This window comes from Mycobacterium heckeshornense (assembly GCF_016592155.1).
Taxonomy (GTDB): Bacteria; Actinomycetota; Actinomycetes; order Mycobacteriales; family Mycobacteriaceae; genus Mycobacterium; species Mycobacterium heckeshornense.
The window spans coordinates 2,759,827-2,779,294 of sequence record NZ_AP024237.1; the positions used below are offsets into that span (position 1 = coordinate 2,759,827).

Below are 19,468 nucleotides of genomic sequence, written 5' to 3' on the forward strand. Positions count from 1 at the left end.
TCACTCCTGCCCGGTCAGTTCGCTCAGCGTCGCCGAGATCGCACGCTGATAGGCGTCTTCGATGAAGGTCTCCGACGGGCGCACATACCGCATGGTCGACGCGACCGTCCAGTGTCCTAAAAGCTGTTGAATGGCAACGAGATCCACGCCTCGCTCATAGTTGTGGGTCGCACAGGCACGGCGCATCCCATGCGGGCTGAACCACTCACCTTCAGGCCGGCCTTCCACTCTCATCAAATGCCGCAACCGGTTGCGGATGGTGGCCGCGGCCATTGGGCCGCCGGACTCATCACACAGCAACACCGGACTGTCCGGGAACCGGCCGCGCACATCGTCGAGATACCAGCGCAACACCAGATCCAGCCCGTCTAACATCGGCACCCAACGCGGCCGCGGCCCGGAGCCCTTGGCGCCCTTACCGAACCGCACATGCAGCTTGCCGAACGTGCCGCGCCCAAAATGCACATCCGAGCAGTCGAGCATCACCACTTCTTCCGACCGCAGCCCGGCGTGATACAGCGTGCGGAACAGCGCATAATCCCGCGCGGCCGGCGCATACTTGCGGGCAGTCGCAATCCGACCCTTCAGGAACTCGAAGAACGCGCCCACCCGCTCCGCCGTCGGCGGCGCCTCCGTGCTCGGCGAGTCGTCGCTGACATGGCGGGCGGCGTTGAACTCGTCCAATGGACAGGCCAGCCGGACCCCGAACGCCGCCTCGATCTCCGCGGCCTTGCGGACCTCAAGGAACCGGTGAAAGCCCTTGAACACCTGCAGATAATTGCGTCGCGTCGACACCGCCCGACCCGAACTGGCGAGCTCGCCCACCACCCGGTCGACGTCCTCAGCGGTCACCTCCCACGCCGGGCGCCCCAGCGCCACCAGCATCCGCTCCAACACACCGACGTCGTTGGTGATCGTCGATTCGGCGAACCCGCGCGCGGTCCACGACGCCACGAACGCCTCCACGCATTCGGCCTGAAACCGCTGCGGATCTCGCGTCTCCACGACCGCCGCGACCTCGCCGGTGATCACCCGCAGCCGCCCGTCTCCCACCGCGTACCTTCCTCGCACCTAGGGTTTCAAGGCAGTACCTTAACTCGCGGGCTTACACCTGGAACATCAGCGACACGCCCGTAGACCGGAAAACCTCAGGCAGCAGCGCCAATCCGGGGAAACGAACCTGTGCTCGTTCCATATCCCTCGCTGTCTTGGATCCAGCAGCCCAGGGCGTGTTTACGCCCGTCGAGGTCCACACCGATGGCCAGATAGGCCACCTTGGTGCCCACCACCCCGTTGTCGGCGATGCGCAGCCGCAGCCCGTCGATATACAGGATCGGGTAGACCTCATCGAGTGGGCGCGATTGCCAGGCCTTGATCTCATCGACCACCACCTCGGTGATATTGGAGATCAATTCTCGTGACACCTTGGCTCCGTACACCTCGGCCAGATGCGCCTCGATATCGCGGGTGGTCATGCCGCGCGAATACACGTCTTCGACGGTGAGATGCCCGTAGGTTGTGGCGGTGACCGTGACGTTCGAGTGGCCGAGCAGCTCGGCCACGACCATTTGGGTTATGAATCCGGTGACCCGGCCGGCCGCCGCCGACACCGTCGCGCAGCAGCCTGGTCGCTGCCGAGTGCCGCAGCCCGAGCGGTGCTCGAGGAGGCGGGCTGGTTCGACGGGCGGCGGGTCAGCTGGTGACCGCCCCGGAGATCAACGGCCCGGTTCTGCGGGGCCTGCTGGGCCGGTTGATGGCGGTTGTCCGTCCCGAATTCCGCAGTGATGTCCTGGAATTCCCCGCCGACGACCTGGTGTTCGGCGGGGGAGCCTGCCGGGTTCCCGGCTGCCAGCGCAGCGCACGAGGCCACGGGTTCTGCCGGGGCCATGGCCAGCGGTGGGTCGATGCCGGTCGACCCGACCCGGAGGTGTTCGCGGCGACGACCGATCCGCGGTGGCGGCGTCAGCAGCCGAACCAGCGGTGCGCGGTCGACGGCTGTGGTTATGGCACCGCCCGCGGTGGGTTGTGTTCCATGCACGCCTGGCGCTGGGAGCATGCGGGCAGGCCGGATCGTGACCGCTGGCTGGCTGCGGCTCCGGCGGTCAAACAGCCTGCGGCAGGGGCGGTTTGCCGCATCGAGCACTGCCTGCTCTGGCCGCAGGCCAGCTCACCGTTCTGCCATGCTCACACCAACGCCTGGCGCTGCCACGGCCGCCCGGACCCTGGTGAGTTCGCCGACGGGTTCGTCCCGACCGGCCTGCCCGCCAACGAGACCATCCGTTTGGGGGCGCTGGCGCCGGCGCTGCGGCTGGAGATGCAGTACGCGCTGCAGTGCCGCCACGACCAGCGCCGCGGCAAGGCCACCCCGACCATCGTCGGCCGGGTGGTGCGGCTGCTGGTCGCCGCCGAGGTCAGCTCGCTGCTCGACCACGACGAAGCCGGCTGGCGGCAGCGGTCGGGCCAGTTGGACTCCAACGCCCGCGGACTGCTGATGTTCGCTCACCGCGTCGTCGCCGACCTCGCCGAGGGCGACGGCTGGGACAGCGAATACGGTCGTGACGTCTGGCGCATGCACCGGCTCGGCTTCGAAGGACACCGGAGTCTGCGGTTCACCAGCATCACCCAGCCCTGGCTGCGGGAGTTGGCCAAACGCTTTGTCCGGCTGCGTCTTTCCCGCGGACTGGGCCTGGAAGCCGGCGGCGGGCGCCCGGTCTTGGCGATCACCCGGTTCTCGGCGTTCCTGTCCCGCACCGGCGTCGACCGCATCGATCAGCTCGACCGGCCGCTGCTCGAGCACTACCTCGCCGACCTGAGCGAGTTGAGCATCGAACGCCGCCGCAGCCACATCGGCGCGCTCAACGCGCTGTTCACCGCGATCCGCCAGCACCACTGGCACTCGGGCCTCGCCGCCACGGTCACCTTCTACAACGAGGACTACCCGCACCGCGCCGAGTTGCTGCCCCGGGCACTGGCCGAGCAGGTCATGACCCAGATCGAACACCCGGCCAACCTCGGCCGGTTCGACAACCCCACCTACCGGCTGATCACCATCGTGCTCATGCGCAGCGGATTGCGGGTCACCGACGCGCTGCGGCTGCGCGCCGACTGCATCACCACCGACCCCGAAGGCGCCCCCTACCTGCGCTACTTCAATCACAAGATGCGCCGCGACGCCCTGGTCCCCATCGACACCGACCTGGTCGACCAGATCAACGAACACCGCCGCCGCACCCTCGAGCGCTGGCCGGGCGGCACACCGATCCTGTTCCCGCGCCCCACCAAGAACGTCGACGGCACGCAGCCGTTGGGAACACCCACATACCGGGCCGCGCTGCTGCGCTGGCTGGCCGCCTGCGACATCCGCGACGACACCGGCCAGCCGGTCCACCTGACGCCTCACCGCTGGCGTCACACTCTCGGCACCCGGCTGATCAACCGGGATGTTCCGCAGGAGGTCGTGCGCCGCATCCTCGACCACGACTCACCACAGATGACCGCCCACTACGCCCGAATGCACGACACCACCGTCAGACGGGCTTGGGAAGCCGCCCGCAAGGTCGATATCACCGGCCGCACAGTGGTTTTCGACCCAGATGGGCCACTCTCCGACGCCGTCTGGGCCAAACAGCGCCTGGCCCAAGCAACCCAGGCCCTGCCCAACGGCTACTGTGGGCTGCCGCTGCAGCAGTCCTGCCCGCACGCCAACGCCTGCCTGACCTGCCCCATGTTCCTCACCACCGCCGAGTTCCTGCCCCAGCACCGCACGCAACGCCAACAGACCCTGGAACTGATCACCACCGCCGAGGCCCGCGGCCAGACACGGCTGGCCGAGATGAACCGCACCGTCCTGACCAACCTCGACACCATCATCGACAGCCTCAACACCTCACAGGACACCGAACATGCGCTCTGACAACAGCATTCACCTCGTCACCGCTGCCCGCCAACGCCACGAACTCACCCGCGCCAAAGCTCTGGCCACCCTGCACGAACTCGACCGCACCGGCACGCCCATCACTTTCAGCACCGTCGCCGACGCCGCAGGCGTCTCCCGTTCCTGGCTCTACGCCCAGAACGACGTCAAAGACGAGATCCAGCGCCTGCGCGCACGCAACCAGCCCCGGCCGACCCCAACGATTCCGGCCCGACAACAGGCAAGCGACCAATCCTTGCGCCAGCGCCTCGACATCGCACTATGCCGCAACCGCGAACTCACCGACGAAAACCAGCGGCTACGCCGCCAACTCGCCGTCGTTCTCGGCCAGAACCGCGAGACCCCACCCCAGCCACATCGCAATCGGATAACGATCGGACCATGCTAAACCGCCAGCACACCCCACCCGCACGACCGTCATCGACACCGTCCACAACACGAAACACCAGCTCAGACGACCGCACCTGCACCGGACTCCAGATAACGGTGGAAAGCATCAACGCGCGCATCCGGCGAGCGGTCAATGCCCGTGGGCACTTTCCCACCGACGCGGCCGCGCTGAAATGCGTCTACATGGCGATCATGAGCATCGATCCCACCGGCCGCGGCCGCAAACGCTGGAGCAACCGCTGGAAGGAGGCCTTAAACGCTTTCGACATCACATTTGACGGCCGCCTGTCCGCTGCACGAAAGTAGAACCGACACAACCATTTACACCGTTATCCGTACAGACCCTGACGGCGGTGTCGAGGAGATCGAAGGCGTGCCCCCGCAGATCTCGGCCACGCCCGGCATGCCGGAGCGCAAGGCGGTCGCCCGTCGACAGGCCCGGGTCCGGGAGAACCTGCACCTGCTGCCGAAGAACGCGCAGGCAGCGATCCTCGAATCGCTGGAGAGCAACGGCAAGCAACAAGCGCAGGACTACGACGCCGCCTCTGGCCGGCATCGCGACGAGGATGCCGACACCGCCTCCATCTCCACCCAGCGCGGCTACTGACACCGGCATTGGTTGCGGGGTGCGTGGAATGGAGGCTCAACAAGTGGTGCGTCACCGCTTGATGCCTCACGTTAAGGAGCGCGCTTTGGTCTGCAGGTTGGTCAGCGCGTTAGTCGTTTGGCCGCTGAACCGCCCGGCGCTTGCGGGAGTGCGGCAGTGGGTTATCCGTGTGACGCGGACCCCAGCGTTTGGCGTCGCCGCGATCACCCCCCTGGTATTCGCTGGTGCCGTCGGCACCGCGGCTCCCCGATTCCCAACGCCGACAACGGCCTTGCCTAGTGGCGTCATCACTCCGGTGGCGGCTGTCACGGCCGCCGGGAGGGGCCCGTCCGGCCCGGCCGTGGTCGCGGTCGAGCGTCCGCCGACCAGCTTGCATATCGCGGCTGCCACTGTTACGGCTCCTCCGCCAAAAATGGTGGTGAATTCTCCCGGCGCACTGGGTATCCCGGCCATGGCGTTGTCCGCGTACCGCAACGCCGAGCAGATGATGGCGGCGACTTACCCGGGCTGCGGGATCAGCTGGAATCTTTTCGCCGGTATCGGGCGTATCGAGTCGATGCACGCCAACGGGGGTGCAACGGACGCCCGCGGCACCGCGATTCGGCCGATCTACGGCCCTGCCCTGGATGGCACGCTGCCCGGCAACGAGGTCATTGTCCAAGGCAGCGCCGATGGACGCATCATCTTGCCCGCGCGATGGGTCCGATGCAGTTTCTGCCGGGCACCTGGGCGCGGTACGCGTCCGACGGCGACGGCGACGGTGTGGCCGATCCACAAACCTCTACGACTCCACGCTGGCCGCCGCGCGATACCTGTGCAGCGGCGGGCTGAACTTACGCGACCAATCACAGGTCATGGCAGCGATCTTGCGCTACAACAACTCCATGCCGTATGCCCAGAATGTGCTGGGTTGGGCAGCGGCGTACGCCACCGGCGTGGTGCCGGCTGATCTGCCGCCGGTGACCGGTCCCGCACCGCCGCTTGGCGATATGCATCTGGAGAACCCGGCGGGTATCGGGCCGGGTTTGCCGCTCAACGTCGGCCTGCCGTCCACCGACCCGCTGGCGCAGATACCGCTGATCGACCTCGGCCCATCCGCAGCGTCCCCCCAGGAACCGATGTGGCCGTCCCAGCCGCCGGCCCCGGGGGCTCCCAATTGCACAGTGATCTGCATCGGGCAGGAGCCGGCGCCGCCGCAGTAGCCCACGGCGGCGCTACCACATGAGTCAGCCCGCCACCCTTGGCTCCGCCCCACCGCGGCTGCTCCAGCCGCCGTGTCACCGGCGTCGCCGCCCGGTCCGCCCGCGGCTACCCCAATTCGCCGGGCACCATCGTCGCCGGCGCCGAATGGGCTCGTGCCGACAGGGCCGATGTCCGGTATAGCTGGCTGACCAGCTGAACCTCGGGCGGGCACCAACACTCCGCGATGATGTATTCAATCTCGCCGTACTCGGTGCCGGCGCTCTCGGCCTACGCGCGTTTGGGGCCCGGTAAAACCAGTCGTGCTTCATCTGATGAAAACGGAGACCCTTACCGGTAAAGCCGCATATCAGGGTCGTGCGTATTCATTCGATGTCCGCAGACCGCAGGGCGCAGACCTGGTACGTAAGCGTCGTCGCCACTGAGCTGTCGCTCATGAGTATGGGCTGCTGGAGTAGGCGACGGGGCGCGCTGAGGCGGCCGACGTCGTCCTTGGTCGACGTAGACATGACAGCTCGAACACGCCAGTCTGCGCCGCATTCGGTGACGACCTCGGGACTGTCGTTGGCAGGGCGGCGCCTTGTATCGCCGAGGTCCCCTCGGCGACCTCGGCGATGACTTCATTCACGGGGTCGTACGTCCGTCCACTTTCAGCTCGCTCGAGCCCAACTCCTGCCGCGCGATCGTCTGTCGAGTCTAAACCCGAACAGATTTTTGTATATCCGCTCGACCCGCTTGAGCGGTTGGTGACTTGGCGCGGCCGACTGGCGCGGCGTCTGTGTCCGGAAAGTAGGCTGTTGCGTGTGACGCACTTGACATTGGAGGGGATTAGGAGATAGAACAAGCGTGCTTCTAATCAGACGCAGAATTAGGTTAGGGAATCCTCTGAGGGCCGACCGGGGGTTCCGGGGCGGAGGGCCAGGCCTATGCGCACGGCGAGTGAACACGGACGACAGCCACGCGGCGATTGTTGCCCGTGATCATCGCCGACCCTGGCAGGACCGAGGCGGGCGTGCGGGTATCCCAGCGCCGCGCCGCCAATGCTGACGCGCTCTCGCTGGCTGGGCGGAGCGAAGAGGGGTCGGGTTGATGTGAAAAGTCTGTCGATACTGCTTCGGGTTCTGTGCCTTGCCGTGCTGGCGGTCGGGTTGTCGGGCGTCACCTTGAGGGCCGGTTTGATCGGCGCGGCGAAGGCAGCGAATTTCGAGAGCCTGATGGTGCCATCGGCGGCAATGGGCCGCGATATTCCGGTGGCCTTCCTGGCCGGCGGCCCGCACGCGGTGTATCTGCTGGACGCGTTCAACGCGGCACCGGATGTCAGCAACTGGGTGACCGCGGGTAACGCGTTCAACACGCTGGGCGGTAAGGGGATCTCGGTGGTGGCACCGGCCGGCGGCGCATACAGCATGTACACCGATTGGGAGGAGGACGGCAGCAAGCAGTGGGAGACGTTTCTGTCTCGTGAGCTACCGGACTGGTTGGCCGCCAACAAGGCTCTGGCCCCTGGCGGCCACGGTGCCGTCGGTGCCTCGCAGGGCGGGTATGCGGCGGCGGCGCTGGCCACCTTCCATCCCGACCGATTCCGCTACGCCGGCTCACTGTCGGGATTCCTTGCCCCCGAGCGGACCGGAGTGGATGGGGCGATCACCGCAGCGCTCAAGCAAGGCGGCGCCGACAGCGACCACATGTGGGGCCTGCCTCAGCTGGGTCGCTGGAAGTGGCATTCTCCGAACCAGCACATCCAGCAGCTGGTGGACAACAACGTCCGGCTGTGGGTTTACAGCCCGGGAAGCGGGGCCCCGACTGATCAGGCCGCGATGGCCGGCTACGGCGATATCGCCCAAGGCACCAACGCTACGTTTTACACCCATTATCGAGACGTCGGCGGCGCCAACGGCCACTTCGACTTGGGTCGCGGTGGAGGCAACGACTGGCCGACGTGGGGGCAACAGCTAGGTGCAATGTCCGGCGATCTTGCGGCCAACATTCGCTAGCGACCTGGAAAAAGATGACATGCCATGACTGACAGGGACATTCGCCTTAGAGGGATTCCGGTGCTAAACGGAGTTATTGAGTTCACAGGGGCGCCTGCCATGAAGCGCGGTAGTTGGTTGGTCGCTCTCATCGTTGCCGCGACGTTCAGCGGCGGCGTACTGGCGCTGGCACCGCGGGCACATGCCGTCCCGGCGCCCGAGGTGGAGTATTTGGGTGACATCACGGTGCGGCGGCAATACAGCTTTGCCAATGCCGCCGATGCCATCAACTACGCCCACGGGATCTGCGACAAGATCAGCAACGGCGCCAGCTACACCCAGGTAATGGGTGATGTGAAAAGCGGCGTGCGACCCAACGACGAGTGCGCGGCTAATTACCTGGTCTCGTACGCGGTGAACATCTTTTGTCCTGCCCAGCTCTGGCAGTTGCGCGACTCCGCGGCCAACTACCTGCCGCCACCTGCGAACGAAAGATGACATGTGATGGGGACCCCCTCGGCACAGACGCTCGATGATATGGGCGTCAGCAAATTAGTTTCAGGAGCTTGAGGAGGTCCCGATGACGATGGTAGGCGGTTTTGACGTGCACCGGAAGCAGATCACGTTCGATTACGTGGACGACGACGGGTTGGTGCACTGGGGTCAGATCCGTCCGGCGACGCGGAAGACGTTGCGGGCGTGGCTGGCCGAGCACTGCTCGGCCGGGGACGCGGAGTTCGCACTGGAGGGCTGCACCGGGTGGCGGTATGTCAGCGAGGAGCTGGCGGCTGCGGGGGTGGGTGCGCATCTGGGGGATCCGGCAGAGATCGCGGCGCTGCGGGGGCGCAAGAAGCGCGCCAAGACCGATCGCGCCGATGCAAAGTTGCTGCGCACGCTGCTGTTGCAGGGCCGATTCCCGGAATCGTGGATCCCGCCGGCTCATGTGCTGGAGATCCGCAGCTTGGGCCGGTTGTACTGCACGCTGATGGACGAGCGGCGCGCCTGGCAGCAGCGCATCCACGCGCACTTGTTCCACCAGGGCTGTCCGCCGATTCGGGCGCTGTTATCTGCAGCGGGCCGCGCCGCGCTCGCGCATGCTGAGCTGTCGGCGACGGGACGCCGGTATGTGGATACCGCGCTGCGGCGCATTGATGAACTCAGCATCGAGATCGCGCCGCTGCGAACACAATTGGTGAACTTCGCCAAACGCCAGCCGGGCTGCCAGGCGCTGCAGGGCCACTATGGCATCGGGTGGTTGTGCGCGGCGATCATCTGGGCCGAGATCGGCGATGCCCGCCGATTCGGTAGCTCCGATCAGCTGGTGCGCTTCGCTGGCCTCGATGTCACCGTCTACTCCTCCGACGACAAACGCTCACCGGGGCACCTGTCCCGGCAGGGCTCGCCGCAGCTGCGGTGGGCGGCGTTCGAGGCGGCCAAGTGCGCGGCCCGCCGCGGCTCCCCTGATTGCGCCTACTACCACAGGCTGGTGGCCAAGCACGACGGCCACAACGGCAAGAACCCGACGCTGGCGGTAGAGCGCAAAATCCTGCGCCGCTGCTATCACACCCTGCGCGAGCTCGCTGATGCCGCCCTGGCGCTACCCGTCCCCGAACCCGAGGAGGTGGCCGCCTAACCATGCGTTGCGTACGTGCCCTGCCCATAACTCAGCTGATGCCTGCGGCCAGCTCCCTGCATTGTCCTGTCGCCACCTCACTGTTGGGTGGACTTCCCGGAAAGATTGAGCGGCCGCACCCCTTCGGCAGCCCGCATGTCGGGCAACCCATCGATCATCATGTCGCCGGACTCTCGTCCGTGGACCCAGGTAAGGCTGGGCGCCGGCACGCGCGACGCGTCTTCCGCATCATTTCCCCTCACCGGAGGCAGCAGATGACTTGAACCCCAATCTCTTTGCCTCGTCCCAGCCGATTCATTATGCGGCGGATCCTTGTCGGCCTCGAGGTCGTTCGTCCTCGCTACGCTGCGGGCGCTCCACCTCGACCCCGACTGCGGTCCACCGCGTCCAGACACGGGCCAGAACGAGGCCGAAACACTGGAAATGACCAAACGGACCCTTCTTTACGGGGGTCCCCAACACAGATAAGGTTAATTAGATGGATCCCAACCCGGACTACGACGCTAGCGACGAGCTGGAATACGGCATCGCCGCGTTCGCATGGCTACTCAGGGGCGTCTACCCTCCGCCTTCGTATGCACCGGACTTGGGTAACGCCGGCGGGTAGTTCACGTTCGAATTTGAGCCGCTAGAACGTCACTGCGGCGCGAACCGGTCGGGATTGAAGGCTCTTCTCCATGATCCTGGGAGCTGGGGATTCGGGCGAGACCCGCTTGAGGCTTTGAAATGAGCTGATGCCCGAGGTGTACATAATCGCGCACAGGTCATCGGGTGTCAGCGCTGGCGGTATCAGAGTGCGCCCGCTCTCCTCCAAACTTGCAAACCGCAGCTGCGGGAGCGTCGTCGTTGGATCCGGCGACGCGCCATCGACCAGAACGAGGTTCGTCAACGCGGGAAGCTTCGGGACGAGGGGGACGACCTGGTGGAGGGGCTCGAGGTCGCATACCGCGAGGGTTGCGCCGGACTCGAGTAGCGGATGTAGGAGGAACTCGCCGCGCAGATAGGTGTTGACGGGCACCTGCACCGCGCCGGCTTTGGCGATCGCGTAGACGAGAACGATGTAGTCGATGCTGTTGGGCAGGATGATGGCCACCCGGTCGCCCACCTCCACGCCGAGACCCTGCAGGCCGGCGGCCACGACATCGGAACGCTGGTCCAGCTCGGCGAGGGTGACCCAGCCGCCGCCGCACTGCACAAACGGCCGGTCGGGATCCGCGGCCGCCTCCTCACGCAGCCAGTCGCCTAGGACGCGGTCTGCGGCGCCGGTAACCATCGCGGACTCCTCACGTCCATCTCGGCGGCCGCCGCTCCTGGAACGCCGCCATCGCCTCGGCGACGTCGCCGGTGTAGGTGCTGAGCACCTGAGTTCTGTTCTCCAGCTCCATCCCGGCCCGCAGGCTGCCCACCTCCAGCTGGGACCACATGACCTGCTTGGTCATCCGCACCCCCCACGGGCTGTTCGCCGCCATTAGCGCGGCGGTCTCCAGCGCTTCGTCGATTAACCGGTCCTCTGCCACCACCCGATTGGCCAGCCCGATCTGGACGGCCTCGTCGGCATCGACCTTCCGGCCGGTCAGCATCAGTTCAAAGGCGCGTCCGGTGCCGATGGTGCGCGGCAACAGCCAGGACAGCCCCAGGTCGCAGCCCGACAGACCGACCTTGACGAAGGCCACGTTGAAACTCGCGCGGGTGCTCATGATGCGGATGTCCGCGGCGACCGCCAGCGCCATCCCACCGCCGGCCGCGGGACCATTGACCGCGGCGATGACCGGTACGGGCAGATCGGTCAACGAGGTCACCGCGGTGGCTAGGTGCTCCTGGACGGCGTAGTTCAGCCGCAGCTCACGAGGGTCTTCCCACCCGCGCGGCGTGCCGTATCCCTCGAGATCGGCTCCGGCGCAGAATCCGCGGCCCGCTCCGGTGAGCACCACAGCACGGCAGTGCCGGTCGCGACGGACGGCGTCGACGGCGTCGAGTAGGGAGTCGATGAGCTCGCTGTTGATGGCGTTGAGGCGCTGCGGGCGGTTAAGTCGCAGCACGGTGACCCCGTCGGCGGGATACTCGGTCAGCACCGCGGGATCGATCTTTTCGCTGGCCGGCTCGGCGCCGAGCTCAGTGCTTGACATCGGACATCTCCTTGAATGCGGCGACGAGGCCAGCCCAACGCTCCGGCTCGGGTCGGTAGGGGGCGTACAGCGAGACCCGGTCGATGATGTCTCCGTAGCGCTTCGAGATGGTCGCAGGCAGCTCGTCGACCGCTCCCCGGACCGCGAAGGCGTCGACAAGTTCGGTGGGCAGTCGCGCGCCCATTTCCTTCCATCGTCCGTCCTTGGCCAGGGCCTGCATCTGCGGTTGGATGGCGCCCCATCCGTGCAGTTCAAGGACGGGTCGGTAGGAGGGCGTAGCGGCGTAGAAGGCGATTTGCTCGCGCACCGCCGCGTCGGCCTTCTCGAGTTCGGCCTCGTCCTCCCCGGTGATCACGAACAGCGGGTACGACAGCTCGACGTCAGCCCTGTCGCGACCGGACTTGCGCAGGCCGCGTTCCAATGCGGGCAGGGTTAGTTCGCGCAGGTTGCGTTCGGTGCTGAAGCCGTGCACGAACATGCCGTCGGCGACCTCGCCGGCGACTTCGGTCATCAGCGGCCCGACGGCCGCGACGAAGATCCGCGCCGGTCCGTGGCCGCTCGGGCCCGGGTCGAAGAACGGCGTCATCAACGTGTGGCGGAAGAACTCGCCCTCGAACTTCAGCGGTGTGCTGTGCTCCCAGGAGTCCCAGATCGCGCGGATCGCGAGCACCATCTCGCGCATCCGGGCCGCCGGGTGATCGAACGAGGCGCTGTATCGGCGTTCGACGTGCGCCTTGACCTGCGAGCCCAGCCCGAGGATGAAGCGGCCGCCGGAGTTGGCCTGAAGGTCGCGTCCGACTTGGGCAAGGTGCATGGGGCTGCGCGGGAACGCCACCGCGATGGAGGTCCCGAGGTCTAACCGCTCGGTAGTTGCTGCGGCCAGCGCCAACGGCAGGAACGGGTCCTGGGTCACTTCTGAGGTGAGCAGACCGTCGAAGCCCAACTCCTCCATCCGCCGCGCGGTTGCCCCCACCTGGGCCCACGAAGGTGCGGGCAGGATGCCGTCGAGCTTCATACGATCCCCTGCTCGCGCAGTGCGTGGATTTCGTCGGCGGAGTAGCCGATCTCGGCGAGGATCTCGTCGGTGTGCTCGCCGAGGGTCGGGGCGTGGCGCTCGACATCGAAGGGCTGGCCCGCCACCGGCGCCGGCCAGCCCACCGTAGTGAACGGGCCGGCCACCGGGTGCACCGATTCGTGGATGATCTCCCGCGCCCGCAGGTGCGGATCGGCCAAGGTGTCCTCGATGCTGTTGGCGGGGCTCAGCGGGATGTCGTAGGTGGTGGCGATGTCCATCCACTCGGCCAACGTGCGAGAGGCCATGATCGGTCGCAGTATGTGCGCGAGGTTCTTATCACCGCCCTGGTTGCGGAAGTCCACCGGAGAATCCAGGTACTTCATCTCGCGCAGGTCGGGCCGCTCGATCACATCACAGAAGTTGTCCCAGAACTTGTGCTCGATGGCGGCGAGCAAAACGAACTTGTCGTCCTTGGTCACGTAGAACGCATACTTGGGCCGCTCCGTCGGGTCCTGGCCCACCGTGGGAGGCAGGTTGATCCCGCGCTCCGTGCGCGCACGGTTCCACAGGCACGAAGCATCCAGCGACTGCACAGCCAGGGTGGCGTCGGTACCCGACGAGTCGATGTAGCAACCCTTACCGGTCTGGTTGCGGTAATTCAACGCGGCCAGGGCGGTGAAGGCGCCAAACAACCCGCCCATCAACGGGCCGTCGACATACCCCGGGAAGTTCAACTCACTGGGCTCCACGACCTCCTGGACCAGTCCGTCCTCGCGCACCCGAAGCCGTGTCGAACCGGCGGTGGCGCCCATCATGTAGCCGTGCACCGGGATCTGACCATAAGGACCGCGGGTGCCGAAACCGCTGGTCTGGCAGTAGATAATGTCGGGCTTGACTTTCCGTTGGGCCTCATAGCCGACGCCGAGACGTTCGCACGCATCACCGGCGAAACCGTCCACGAAAATGTCGATGGTAGGCAGGATCTTGTAAAACACCTCGCGGCCGGCATCGCTCCGCAGGTTCAGCGTCATGCTGCGCTTATGCCGGTTGATCAACATGTGGGTTGTGCTGTGACGCGGGGCCATCATGTCCCCGAGGTCACGGATGTAGTCACCGATCCCGGGCTGTTCGATCTTGATAATCTGCGCACCCAGATCACCCAGCAAACGCCCCGCCTGGTCCCCAGTCGGCAACACCGCGCACTCCAACACCCGCACATTCCGCAACAGCTCGATCACCACACCATCCTTGGAGTCCGTTGGGGACCGACCGTCCCACCGTCATTTCTTCGGTGCTTTGCCGCGTCGCCAGGGGCGCAGTCCGGCCTAGCGGTCATCGCGCCATGCTGACCGGCAGGCTCTCCGGGCCGCGGGCGAACGAGGGCCGGTAGTCGGGGACGAATCCGGGCTCGACCTCGAAGCGACCCAAGGCGACGATCGCCTTGAGGCTGGCCGTCATCTCCCGGCGGGCCAGGTGGTTGCCGAGGCACCGGTGGATGCCGGCACCGAAAGCGACATGGCCGGAGATGTTCTCACGCGCAAAGTCGAGTTCGTCGGGGTTGGCGAACTTCGCCGGATCGCGATTGGCCGCGGCCCAGTTCAGCAGGACTCGATCACCAGCCTTCATCGGACAGCCGCTCATTTCGACGTCCTCGGCGAGGGTGCGGGCACCCGTCGGGACGGGGGACTCGTACCGGAGAAACTCCTCGACCGCGCGCTCGATCATGTGGTCGTCAACGTCACGCAGGCTGGCCCGCAGGTCCTGGTTGGCGGCCAGCTGGTAAGCGGTGCACCCCATCGCACCCATGGTCGTCGCCATCCCAGCCATGATCATCAGGTTGATCACTTCGATGCGCTGCTTCTCGGTCAGCTCCAAACCGTCCTCACCAGTCAGGCCCATGTGCGCGATGGTCCCAGCAAGGTCGTCGTGGCGCCCCTCCGATCGACGTTCCTGGAGTAGGTCGGCGCAGAACTTGAACAACTTCGGCACCTCCTCCACCGCTCGTTCCGGCTGCGTATGCAGGACTTCGAGGACGTCGAGCACCCAACCAATCTCCGACTCCTCCTGCTCCAAGAACGACTCGAAGAACACCAGCGGCGGGAGCACATTGACGAAGTCGGCGATAAAGTCGCACGTGCCCCGCGCCACACAACGCGTCATCAGCCGGTCGACCTTTTCGGCGATGCCGGCCTCCTGGCTGCGCAACGCTTCTGGCGTGAAGAAGGGGTTGAGCATCCGGCGAATCCGTCGGTGCAGTGGAGGGTCGGTTTCTAGGGGGATCTGCCGCAAGACGTCCAGATCGAACTGGACCGGGGTGGCGCCCTCGGCGTTGATGAAGCCTTGGGGGTTCGTCGCTGCGGCCATGACGTCGGCGTAGTCGTTGACGACCCAGAAGCCGCGATCACCCCGCTCGTGCCACACCTGATCGCTCCAGCCGACCGGGCACGACTCGCGAAGTGCGTTCATCCGCGGCCAGAACTCGGCAGCCAGGGCCGGGTCGAGTGGGCTGAATCCCGCGGCGTCGCTGCCCCCGTCGCGAACCTCCGCCGAGGCTCCGTCCATCGCCTGTGCCATCTTCGCTTTCCCGTGTTCGAAGCCAACTGCGAGCTGATCGCTCGACCTGCTGCGGGCGTCTCGGTGACAGTGGCGCGGGTCGAATCTAAATCAGAACTTATTCTGGATGTATACTTTAAAACAAGTCAAGGGCCTTGTGGCCTTGATGGCCCATATAGCCCTTAGAGCTGTATAGACGTCGAATTCTGTGGATGCCCAACTCGGAACGAGACACCGGTCATGCCTGGTCTACCGTCAGAAATCACATAGAAAACGAGGATTCTTAGAACTTCGGGTGCCTCCGCGAGGCGGCACCTAGTCAACCACGGGAGACACCATGGCATTACGCACGCAGCCCCTGACCGGCTTGAGCGACGAGGAGCAGCAGTTCGCCGAAGTCGCATACAACATCGCCTCGGTCTACGCCGACCGCTCGTTTGGCGACCGCGACGCCATCGACGCCTACTGGGACGACTGCCGCAAGGCGGGTATGTGCGGTCTTGGCGTGCCCGAGCAGTACGGGGGCGCAGGAGAGGACCTCTTTCCTCTGGTGCTTGCGACCGAGCGCACCTCGGCTGCCGGTTTCCCGGCTACCCGCCTGGTGACCGGGCAGGGGATGTGCGGGCGGATTTTGCTTCGTGCGGGCGGCCCCGAGCAGCAGCAGCAGCGGTGGCTGCCCGCCCTTGCTACCGGCGCTGCGCGGTTCTCGTTCGGGCTCACCGAGGCGGGCTCGGGGTCCAATGCGCAAAAGATGCGCACCACGGCCCGTCGCAAGGGTGATGGCTGGGTGCTCAACGGGGAGAAGACTTACATCACCGCGTTCGACGAGTGCGACGTGATGTTGCTGGCCGCCAACGCACCCGAGGACGGCGGCATCACCCTGTTTCTCGTCGAGGAGCCGCGCTCGCGCATTGTTTCGCAGCCGGTCCACCTGGGCATGACGATCTACGAGCGGCACTGGACCCTGTTCGTCGATGACCTCGAGCTCGGTCCGGACGCAGTCGTTGGCGAGGTGGGCAAGGGTTTCCGCGCCATGTTCGCCGCGCTGAACTGCGAACGACTCCTCGTCGGGGCTCAATCTCTGGGGCTGGGCCGCCACGGCCTGTCCAGGGCCGTCGGATACGCCAAGGAGCGCGAGGTCTTCGACGTGCCCATCGGTGCTCACCAGGCAGTCCAGCACCCGCTGGCCGAGGCGTACGTGCAGCTCGAGGCGGCCTGGGCGCTGCTGGTCTCGGCCGCGCGCGGTTACTCGGAGGGCGGCCGGGGTGGGATGCTCGCCAACGCGGCCAAGATGGCCTGCTGCGACGCCGGTTTCTTCACTCTCGACCGAGCGTTGCAGACCTTCGGTGGCAGCGGTTACACCACGGACGTCGGGTTGCTCGAGCCCTACCTGCTGACCCGGCTGTTCAGGTCGGTGCCGGTGAGCCGCGAGCTCGGGCTCAACCAGATCGCCATGGAGGCGTTGGGCCTCCCCCGTTCGTACTAGGAGATTCTCAATGAAGTTGTCAAGCCGCCGCGGCGGTAGGTGCGGGCTGGTATGCCGTGCCGTCGCGGAGCATGGCCCATACCACGTTGAGGCGGCGGCGCGCCAAAGCGAGGACGGCTTGGGTGTGGGTTTTGCCTTCGGATCTTTTGCGGTCGTAGTAGGTGCGCGAGGCGGCGTCGGTGCGGATGGCGATTTGGGCGGACAGGTAGCAGGCGCGCAGCAGGCGGCGGTGGTAGCGGCGGGGGCGTTTGAGGTTGCCGCTGATGCGCCCGGAGTCGCGGGGTACCGGGGCCAGTCCGGACACGCCGGCGAGGCGGTCGACGGAGTCGAAGCCGCATATGTCGCCGCCGGTGGCGGCGAGGAACTCGGCGCCGAGCACGACACCGAAGCCGGGCATGCTCAAGATGATTTCAGCGTGGCGGTGGCGGCGAAATCGCTCCTCGATCATCGTCTCGGTGTCGTCGATTTCGATGTCGAGGGCCATCACCTCCTTAGCCAGGCGAGCCACCACGGTGGCAGCCAGGTGTTGTCCGGGCACGATGGTGTGCTGGGCGTTAGCGGCCGCAAGGGCTTTGGACGCGACAGCATCGGCATTGCGGGCCTTACGTTTTCGCAACCAGGCGGCCAGCTCAGCAGCACCGGCGCGGCGCAGCCCGTCAGGCGTTTGATAGCCGGTAAGCAAAATCAACGCGGCCTTGCTGGTGCTGTAGTCAAAGGCGCGTTCCAGGGCGGGGAAGTATTCCAGCAGCTGGGCCCGCAGCCGGTTGATCGCCCGGGTGCGATCGGCCACCAAATCAGCGCGCCGGCTGGTGAGGATGCGCAGTTCCACCGCGATCTCGTCGCCGGGTCGCAACGGCTGCAGGTCGCGGCGCATCCGGGCCTGATCGGCAATGATCGCGGCGTCTTTGGCGTCGGTCTTGCCATCGCCGCGGTAGCCGCCCGAGGCGTGATAGACGGTGCGCCCGGGGATATACAGCAGCCGCTGCCCGGCCCCGACCAGCAGAGCAATCAACACCGCAGCGCCACCACCGTTGAGATCGATCGCCCAGGTGATCTCAGCGCCATCAACCACAGTGCTGACCGTGCTGATCAACTCCAGCAGCGCAGTTTCGTCGTTAGCGACCCGCTGCGCCAGCAGCCGCTGCCCTTCGGCGTCGATGACCACACAGTAGTGATCAGATTTACCGGCGTCGACACCAGCCCACAACTGCTGCCCCACAACCACCTCCGTAATCGCCGTAACAATCGACCCAGCAGACGACCACGCCGACGTGTCCTTACACAGCGATCGAATCGCATCTCTCAATTAGCGGTCGAGTCGTCGCGGGACGCCGGGCGGCCAATCTCCTTCGGCCATCACCGACGGCAAACCCATGAAAGCCATACCCGACGCCCCTGGGCAGTTCGAAGCCTACGGCCAACGGCAACGACCACCCTGCAAGAAAGGTAAGGACCCCATGACGCAGAGCCCATGACGCAGAGCCCCAGGACCCTCGACGGGCGCGTCGCGGTCATCACCGGTGCCGGTCGCGGGTTGGGCCGTGCCTACGCCCTGGAGTTGTCGCGCCGGGGCGCGAGCGTCGTCGTAAACGACGTCGCCTCGTCGTACGCGGACGAGACGGTGGCCGACGTCGAACGAGACGGGGGCACGGCAGTCGCATCGTATGACGACGTAAGCACCCCCGAGGGCGGTGCCGCGCTGGTGTCCACGGCGACAAGCCGGCTGGGGCGTCTCGACGTGGTCGTCAACAACGCCGGGATCCTGCGCAACGGCTGGTTCGAGGATCTGACGGTCGAGCAGATCCGCACCGTGCTGGACGTGAACCTCGCGGGCGCATTCTGGGTGACCCAGCCCGCCTGGCGGATCATGAAGGAGCAGGGCTACGGCCGTGTCGTGATGACCGCATCGAGCAGCGGGCTCTTCTCCCACCAGGGCGCGGCCAACTACGCCGCGTCCAAGGCGGGGATCTACGGGTTGACCAAGGCGCTGGCCTGCGAGGGAATAGGTCACGGGGTCACAGTCAACGCGGTCCTGCCGTGGGCGACGACAACGATCGCCCAGGGCAACCCGGTGCCGGGTCACGTCGAGGCGTGGGCGCCGCTCCGTGCGCTCGACCTGCCGATGGAGGACCCTCGGCGCAGCCCGGAGACGATGGCCCACCTGGTCGCCCACCTGGCCTCGGAGTCGTCCACCACGACCGGTGAGGCGTTCAGCGTGTGCCGCGGGCGCTACGGCCGGGTCTTCGTCGGCGTGGCCGACGGGTGGATCGCCCCCGCGAAGCAGCCCGTGAGCGCCGAGGTCGTTGCCGAGCACTTCGAGGAGATCCGCGATGTCTCCCGGCACACGGTGCCGATGTTGGTCTTCGACGAGGTCAGGAACGTGGTCACCCGGCTGCCGGACTAGATCAGAGTAGCTGGCTCGCCAGGGCGCACTCGTGGACTAAGGACCCGTTCCCGTGGCCGCCGGTGATCCATCGCCCGCTAGAACGAACTGCCTCCATCGTTCCTGTGGCGCCCATCGCCAGATACCGCATCGTGCTCACATGCGATC

14 protein-coding genes and 5 pseudogenes are annotated in these 19,468 nt (G+C 66.2%); 11 read left to right on the forward strand and 8 right to left on the reverse strand.

Annotated elements, in window-relative coordinates; all coding sequences use genetic code 11:
• Both MHEC_RS13135 and MHEC_RS13140 read right to left on the reverse strand, forming a co-directional pair.
• A complete protein-coding gene (locus tag MHEC_RS13135) occupies positions 1-1,053 on the reverse strand; it encodes a tyrosine-type recombinase/integrase (protein WP_048893879.1) in 1,053 nt (350 codons plus the stop codon).
• Between the two features lie 143 nt (positions 1,054-1,196).
• Positions 1,197-1,499 (reverse strand): annotated as a pseudogene (locus MHEC_RS13140) (transposase); the annotation flags it as partial.
• A 200-nt stretch (positions 1,500-1,699) separates the two neighbouring features.
• Here MHEC_RS13140 and MHEC_RS13145 point away from each other — a divergent pair.
• From MHEC_RS13145 to MHEC_RS24275, 9 genes and pseudogenes are all read left to right on the forward strand, one after another.
• Complete coding sequence (locus MHEC_RS13145) at positions 1,700-3,913, forward strand: tyrosine-type recombinase/integrase (protein WP_048893854.1); 2,214 nt, start codon at positions 1,700-1,702, stop codon at positions 3,911-3,913.
• Positions 3,903-4,322 (forward strand): DUF6262 family protein, encoded by a 420-nt coding sequence (locus MHEC_RS13150; RefSeq protein WP_048893853.1) that lies wholly within the window; start codon positions 3,903-3,905, stop codon positions 4,320-4,322. Before MHEC_RS13145 ends, MHEC_RS13150 begins: the two co-directional genes overlap by 11 nt.
• 98 nt (positions 4,323-4,420) lie before the next feature.
• Positions 4,421-4,630, forward strand: a pseudogene (locus MHEC_RS13155) (transposase); the annotation flags it as partial.
• Between the two features lie 40 nt (positions 4,631-4,670).
• A pseudogene (locus MHEC_RS13160) lies at positions 4,671-4,931 on the forward strand (ABC transporter ATP-binding protein); the annotation flags it as partial.
• Positions 4,932-5,079: 148 nt separating this feature from the next.
• Positions 5,080-6,322: pseudogene (locus tag MHEC_RS13165) on the forward strand (lytic murein transglycosylase).
• 900 nt (positions 6,323-7,222) lie between these two features.
• Positions 7,223-8,125, forward strand: a complete 903-nt coding sequence (locus MHEC_RS13170) for an alpha/beta hydrolase-fold protein (protein ID WP_048893719.1) — start codon at positions 7,223-7,225, stop codon at positions 8,123-8,125.
• 99 nt (positions 8,126-8,224) lie between these two features.
• A complete protein-coding gene (locus tag MHEC_RS13175; protein WP_048893718.1) occupies positions 8,225-8,602 on the forward strand; it encodes a DUF732 domain-containing protein in 378 nt (125 codons plus the stop codon).
• An 82-nt stretch (positions 8,603-8,684) separates the two neighbouring features.
• The gene (locus MHEC_RS13180; RefSeq protein WP_048893717.1) at positions 8,685-9,737 is read left to right on the forward strand and encodes an IS110 family RNA-guided transposase; all 1,053 of its coding nucleotides are present in this window, start codon (positions 8,685-8,687) and stop codon (positions 9,735-9,737) included.
• Positions 9,738-10,215: 478 nt separating this feature from the next.
• A pseudogene (locus tag MHEC_RS24275) lies at positions 10,216-10,344 on the forward strand (hypothetical protein); the annotation flags it as partial.
• 21 nt (positions 10,345-10,365) lie between these two features.
• Here MHEC_RS24275 and MHEC_RS13185 read toward each other — a convergent pair.
• The 5 genes from MHEC_RS13185 to MHEC_RS13205 form a co-directional block, all read right to left on the reverse strand.
• Positions 10,366-11,010: an AMP-binding protein gene (locus tag MHEC_RS13185; RefSeq protein ID WP_048893716.1), complete on the reverse strand. Its 645-nt coding sequence runs from the start codon at positions 11,008-11,010 to the stop codon at positions 10,366-10,368.
• 10 nt (positions 11,011-11,020) lie between these two features.
• Positions 11,021-11,863: an enoyl-CoA hydratase/isomerase family protein gene (locus MHEC_RS13190; RefSeq protein WP_048893715.1), complete on the reverse strand. Its 843-nt coding sequence runs from the start codon at positions 11,861-11,863 to the stop codon at positions 11,021-11,023.
• On the reverse strand, positions 11,850-12,878 hold the full coding sequence (locus MHEC_RS13195) for a TIGR03617 family F420-dependent LLM class oxidoreductase (protein WP_201399523.1): 1,029 nt from the start codon (positions 12,876-12,878) through the stop codon (positions 11,850-11,852). The genes MHEC_RS13190 and MHEC_RS13195 overlap by 14 nt, the downstream gene beginning before the upstream one ends.
• A complete protein-coding gene (locus tag MHEC_RS13200) occupies positions 12,875-14,116 on the reverse strand; it encodes a CaiB/BaiF CoA transferase family protein (protein ID WP_048893899.1) in 1,242 nt (413 codons plus the stop codon). Before MHEC_RS13200 ends, MHEC_RS13195 begins: the two co-directional genes overlap by 4 nt.
• Positions 14,117-14,210: 94 nt before the next feature.
• Positions 14,211-15,452 carry a cytochrome P450 gene (locus tag MHEC_RS13205; RefSeq protein ID WP_235435020.1) on the reverse strand — a complete coding sequence of 414 codons (1,242 nt, stop codon included), beginning with the start codon at positions 15,450-15,452 and terminating at the stop codon, positions 14,211-14,213.
• Between the two features lie 316 nt (positions 15,453-15,768).
• Between MHEC_RS13205 and MHEC_RS13210 the strand changes: the two genes are divergently transcribed.
• Complete coding sequence (locus tag MHEC_RS13210; protein ID WP_048893849.1) at positions 15,769-16,917, forward strand: acyl-CoA dehydrogenase family protein; 1,149 nt, start codon at positions 15,769-15,771, stop codon at positions 16,915-16,917.
• Between the two features lie 19 nt (positions 16,918-16,936).
• Here MHEC_RS13210 and MHEC_RS13215 read toward each other — a convergent pair whose 3' ends face one another.
• Positions 16,937-18,136, reverse strand: coding sequence for an IS110 family RNA-guided transposase (locus MHEC_RS13215; RefSeq protein WP_142358634.1), 1,200 nt, complete (start codon positions 18,134-18,136; stop codon positions 16,937-16,939).
• Between the two features lie 252 nt (positions 18,137-18,388).
• On the opposite strand from MHEC_RS13215, the gene MHEC_RS13220 reads away from it, so the two are divergent.
• The gene (locus tag MHEC_RS13220; protein WP_048893726.1) at positions 18,389-19,321 is read left to right on the forward strand and encodes an SDR family NAD(P)-dependent oxidoreductase; all 933 of its coding nucleotides are present in this window, start codon (positions 18,389-18,391) and stop codon (positions 19,319-19,321) included.
• Positions 19,322-19,468 lie beyond the last annotated feature (147 nt).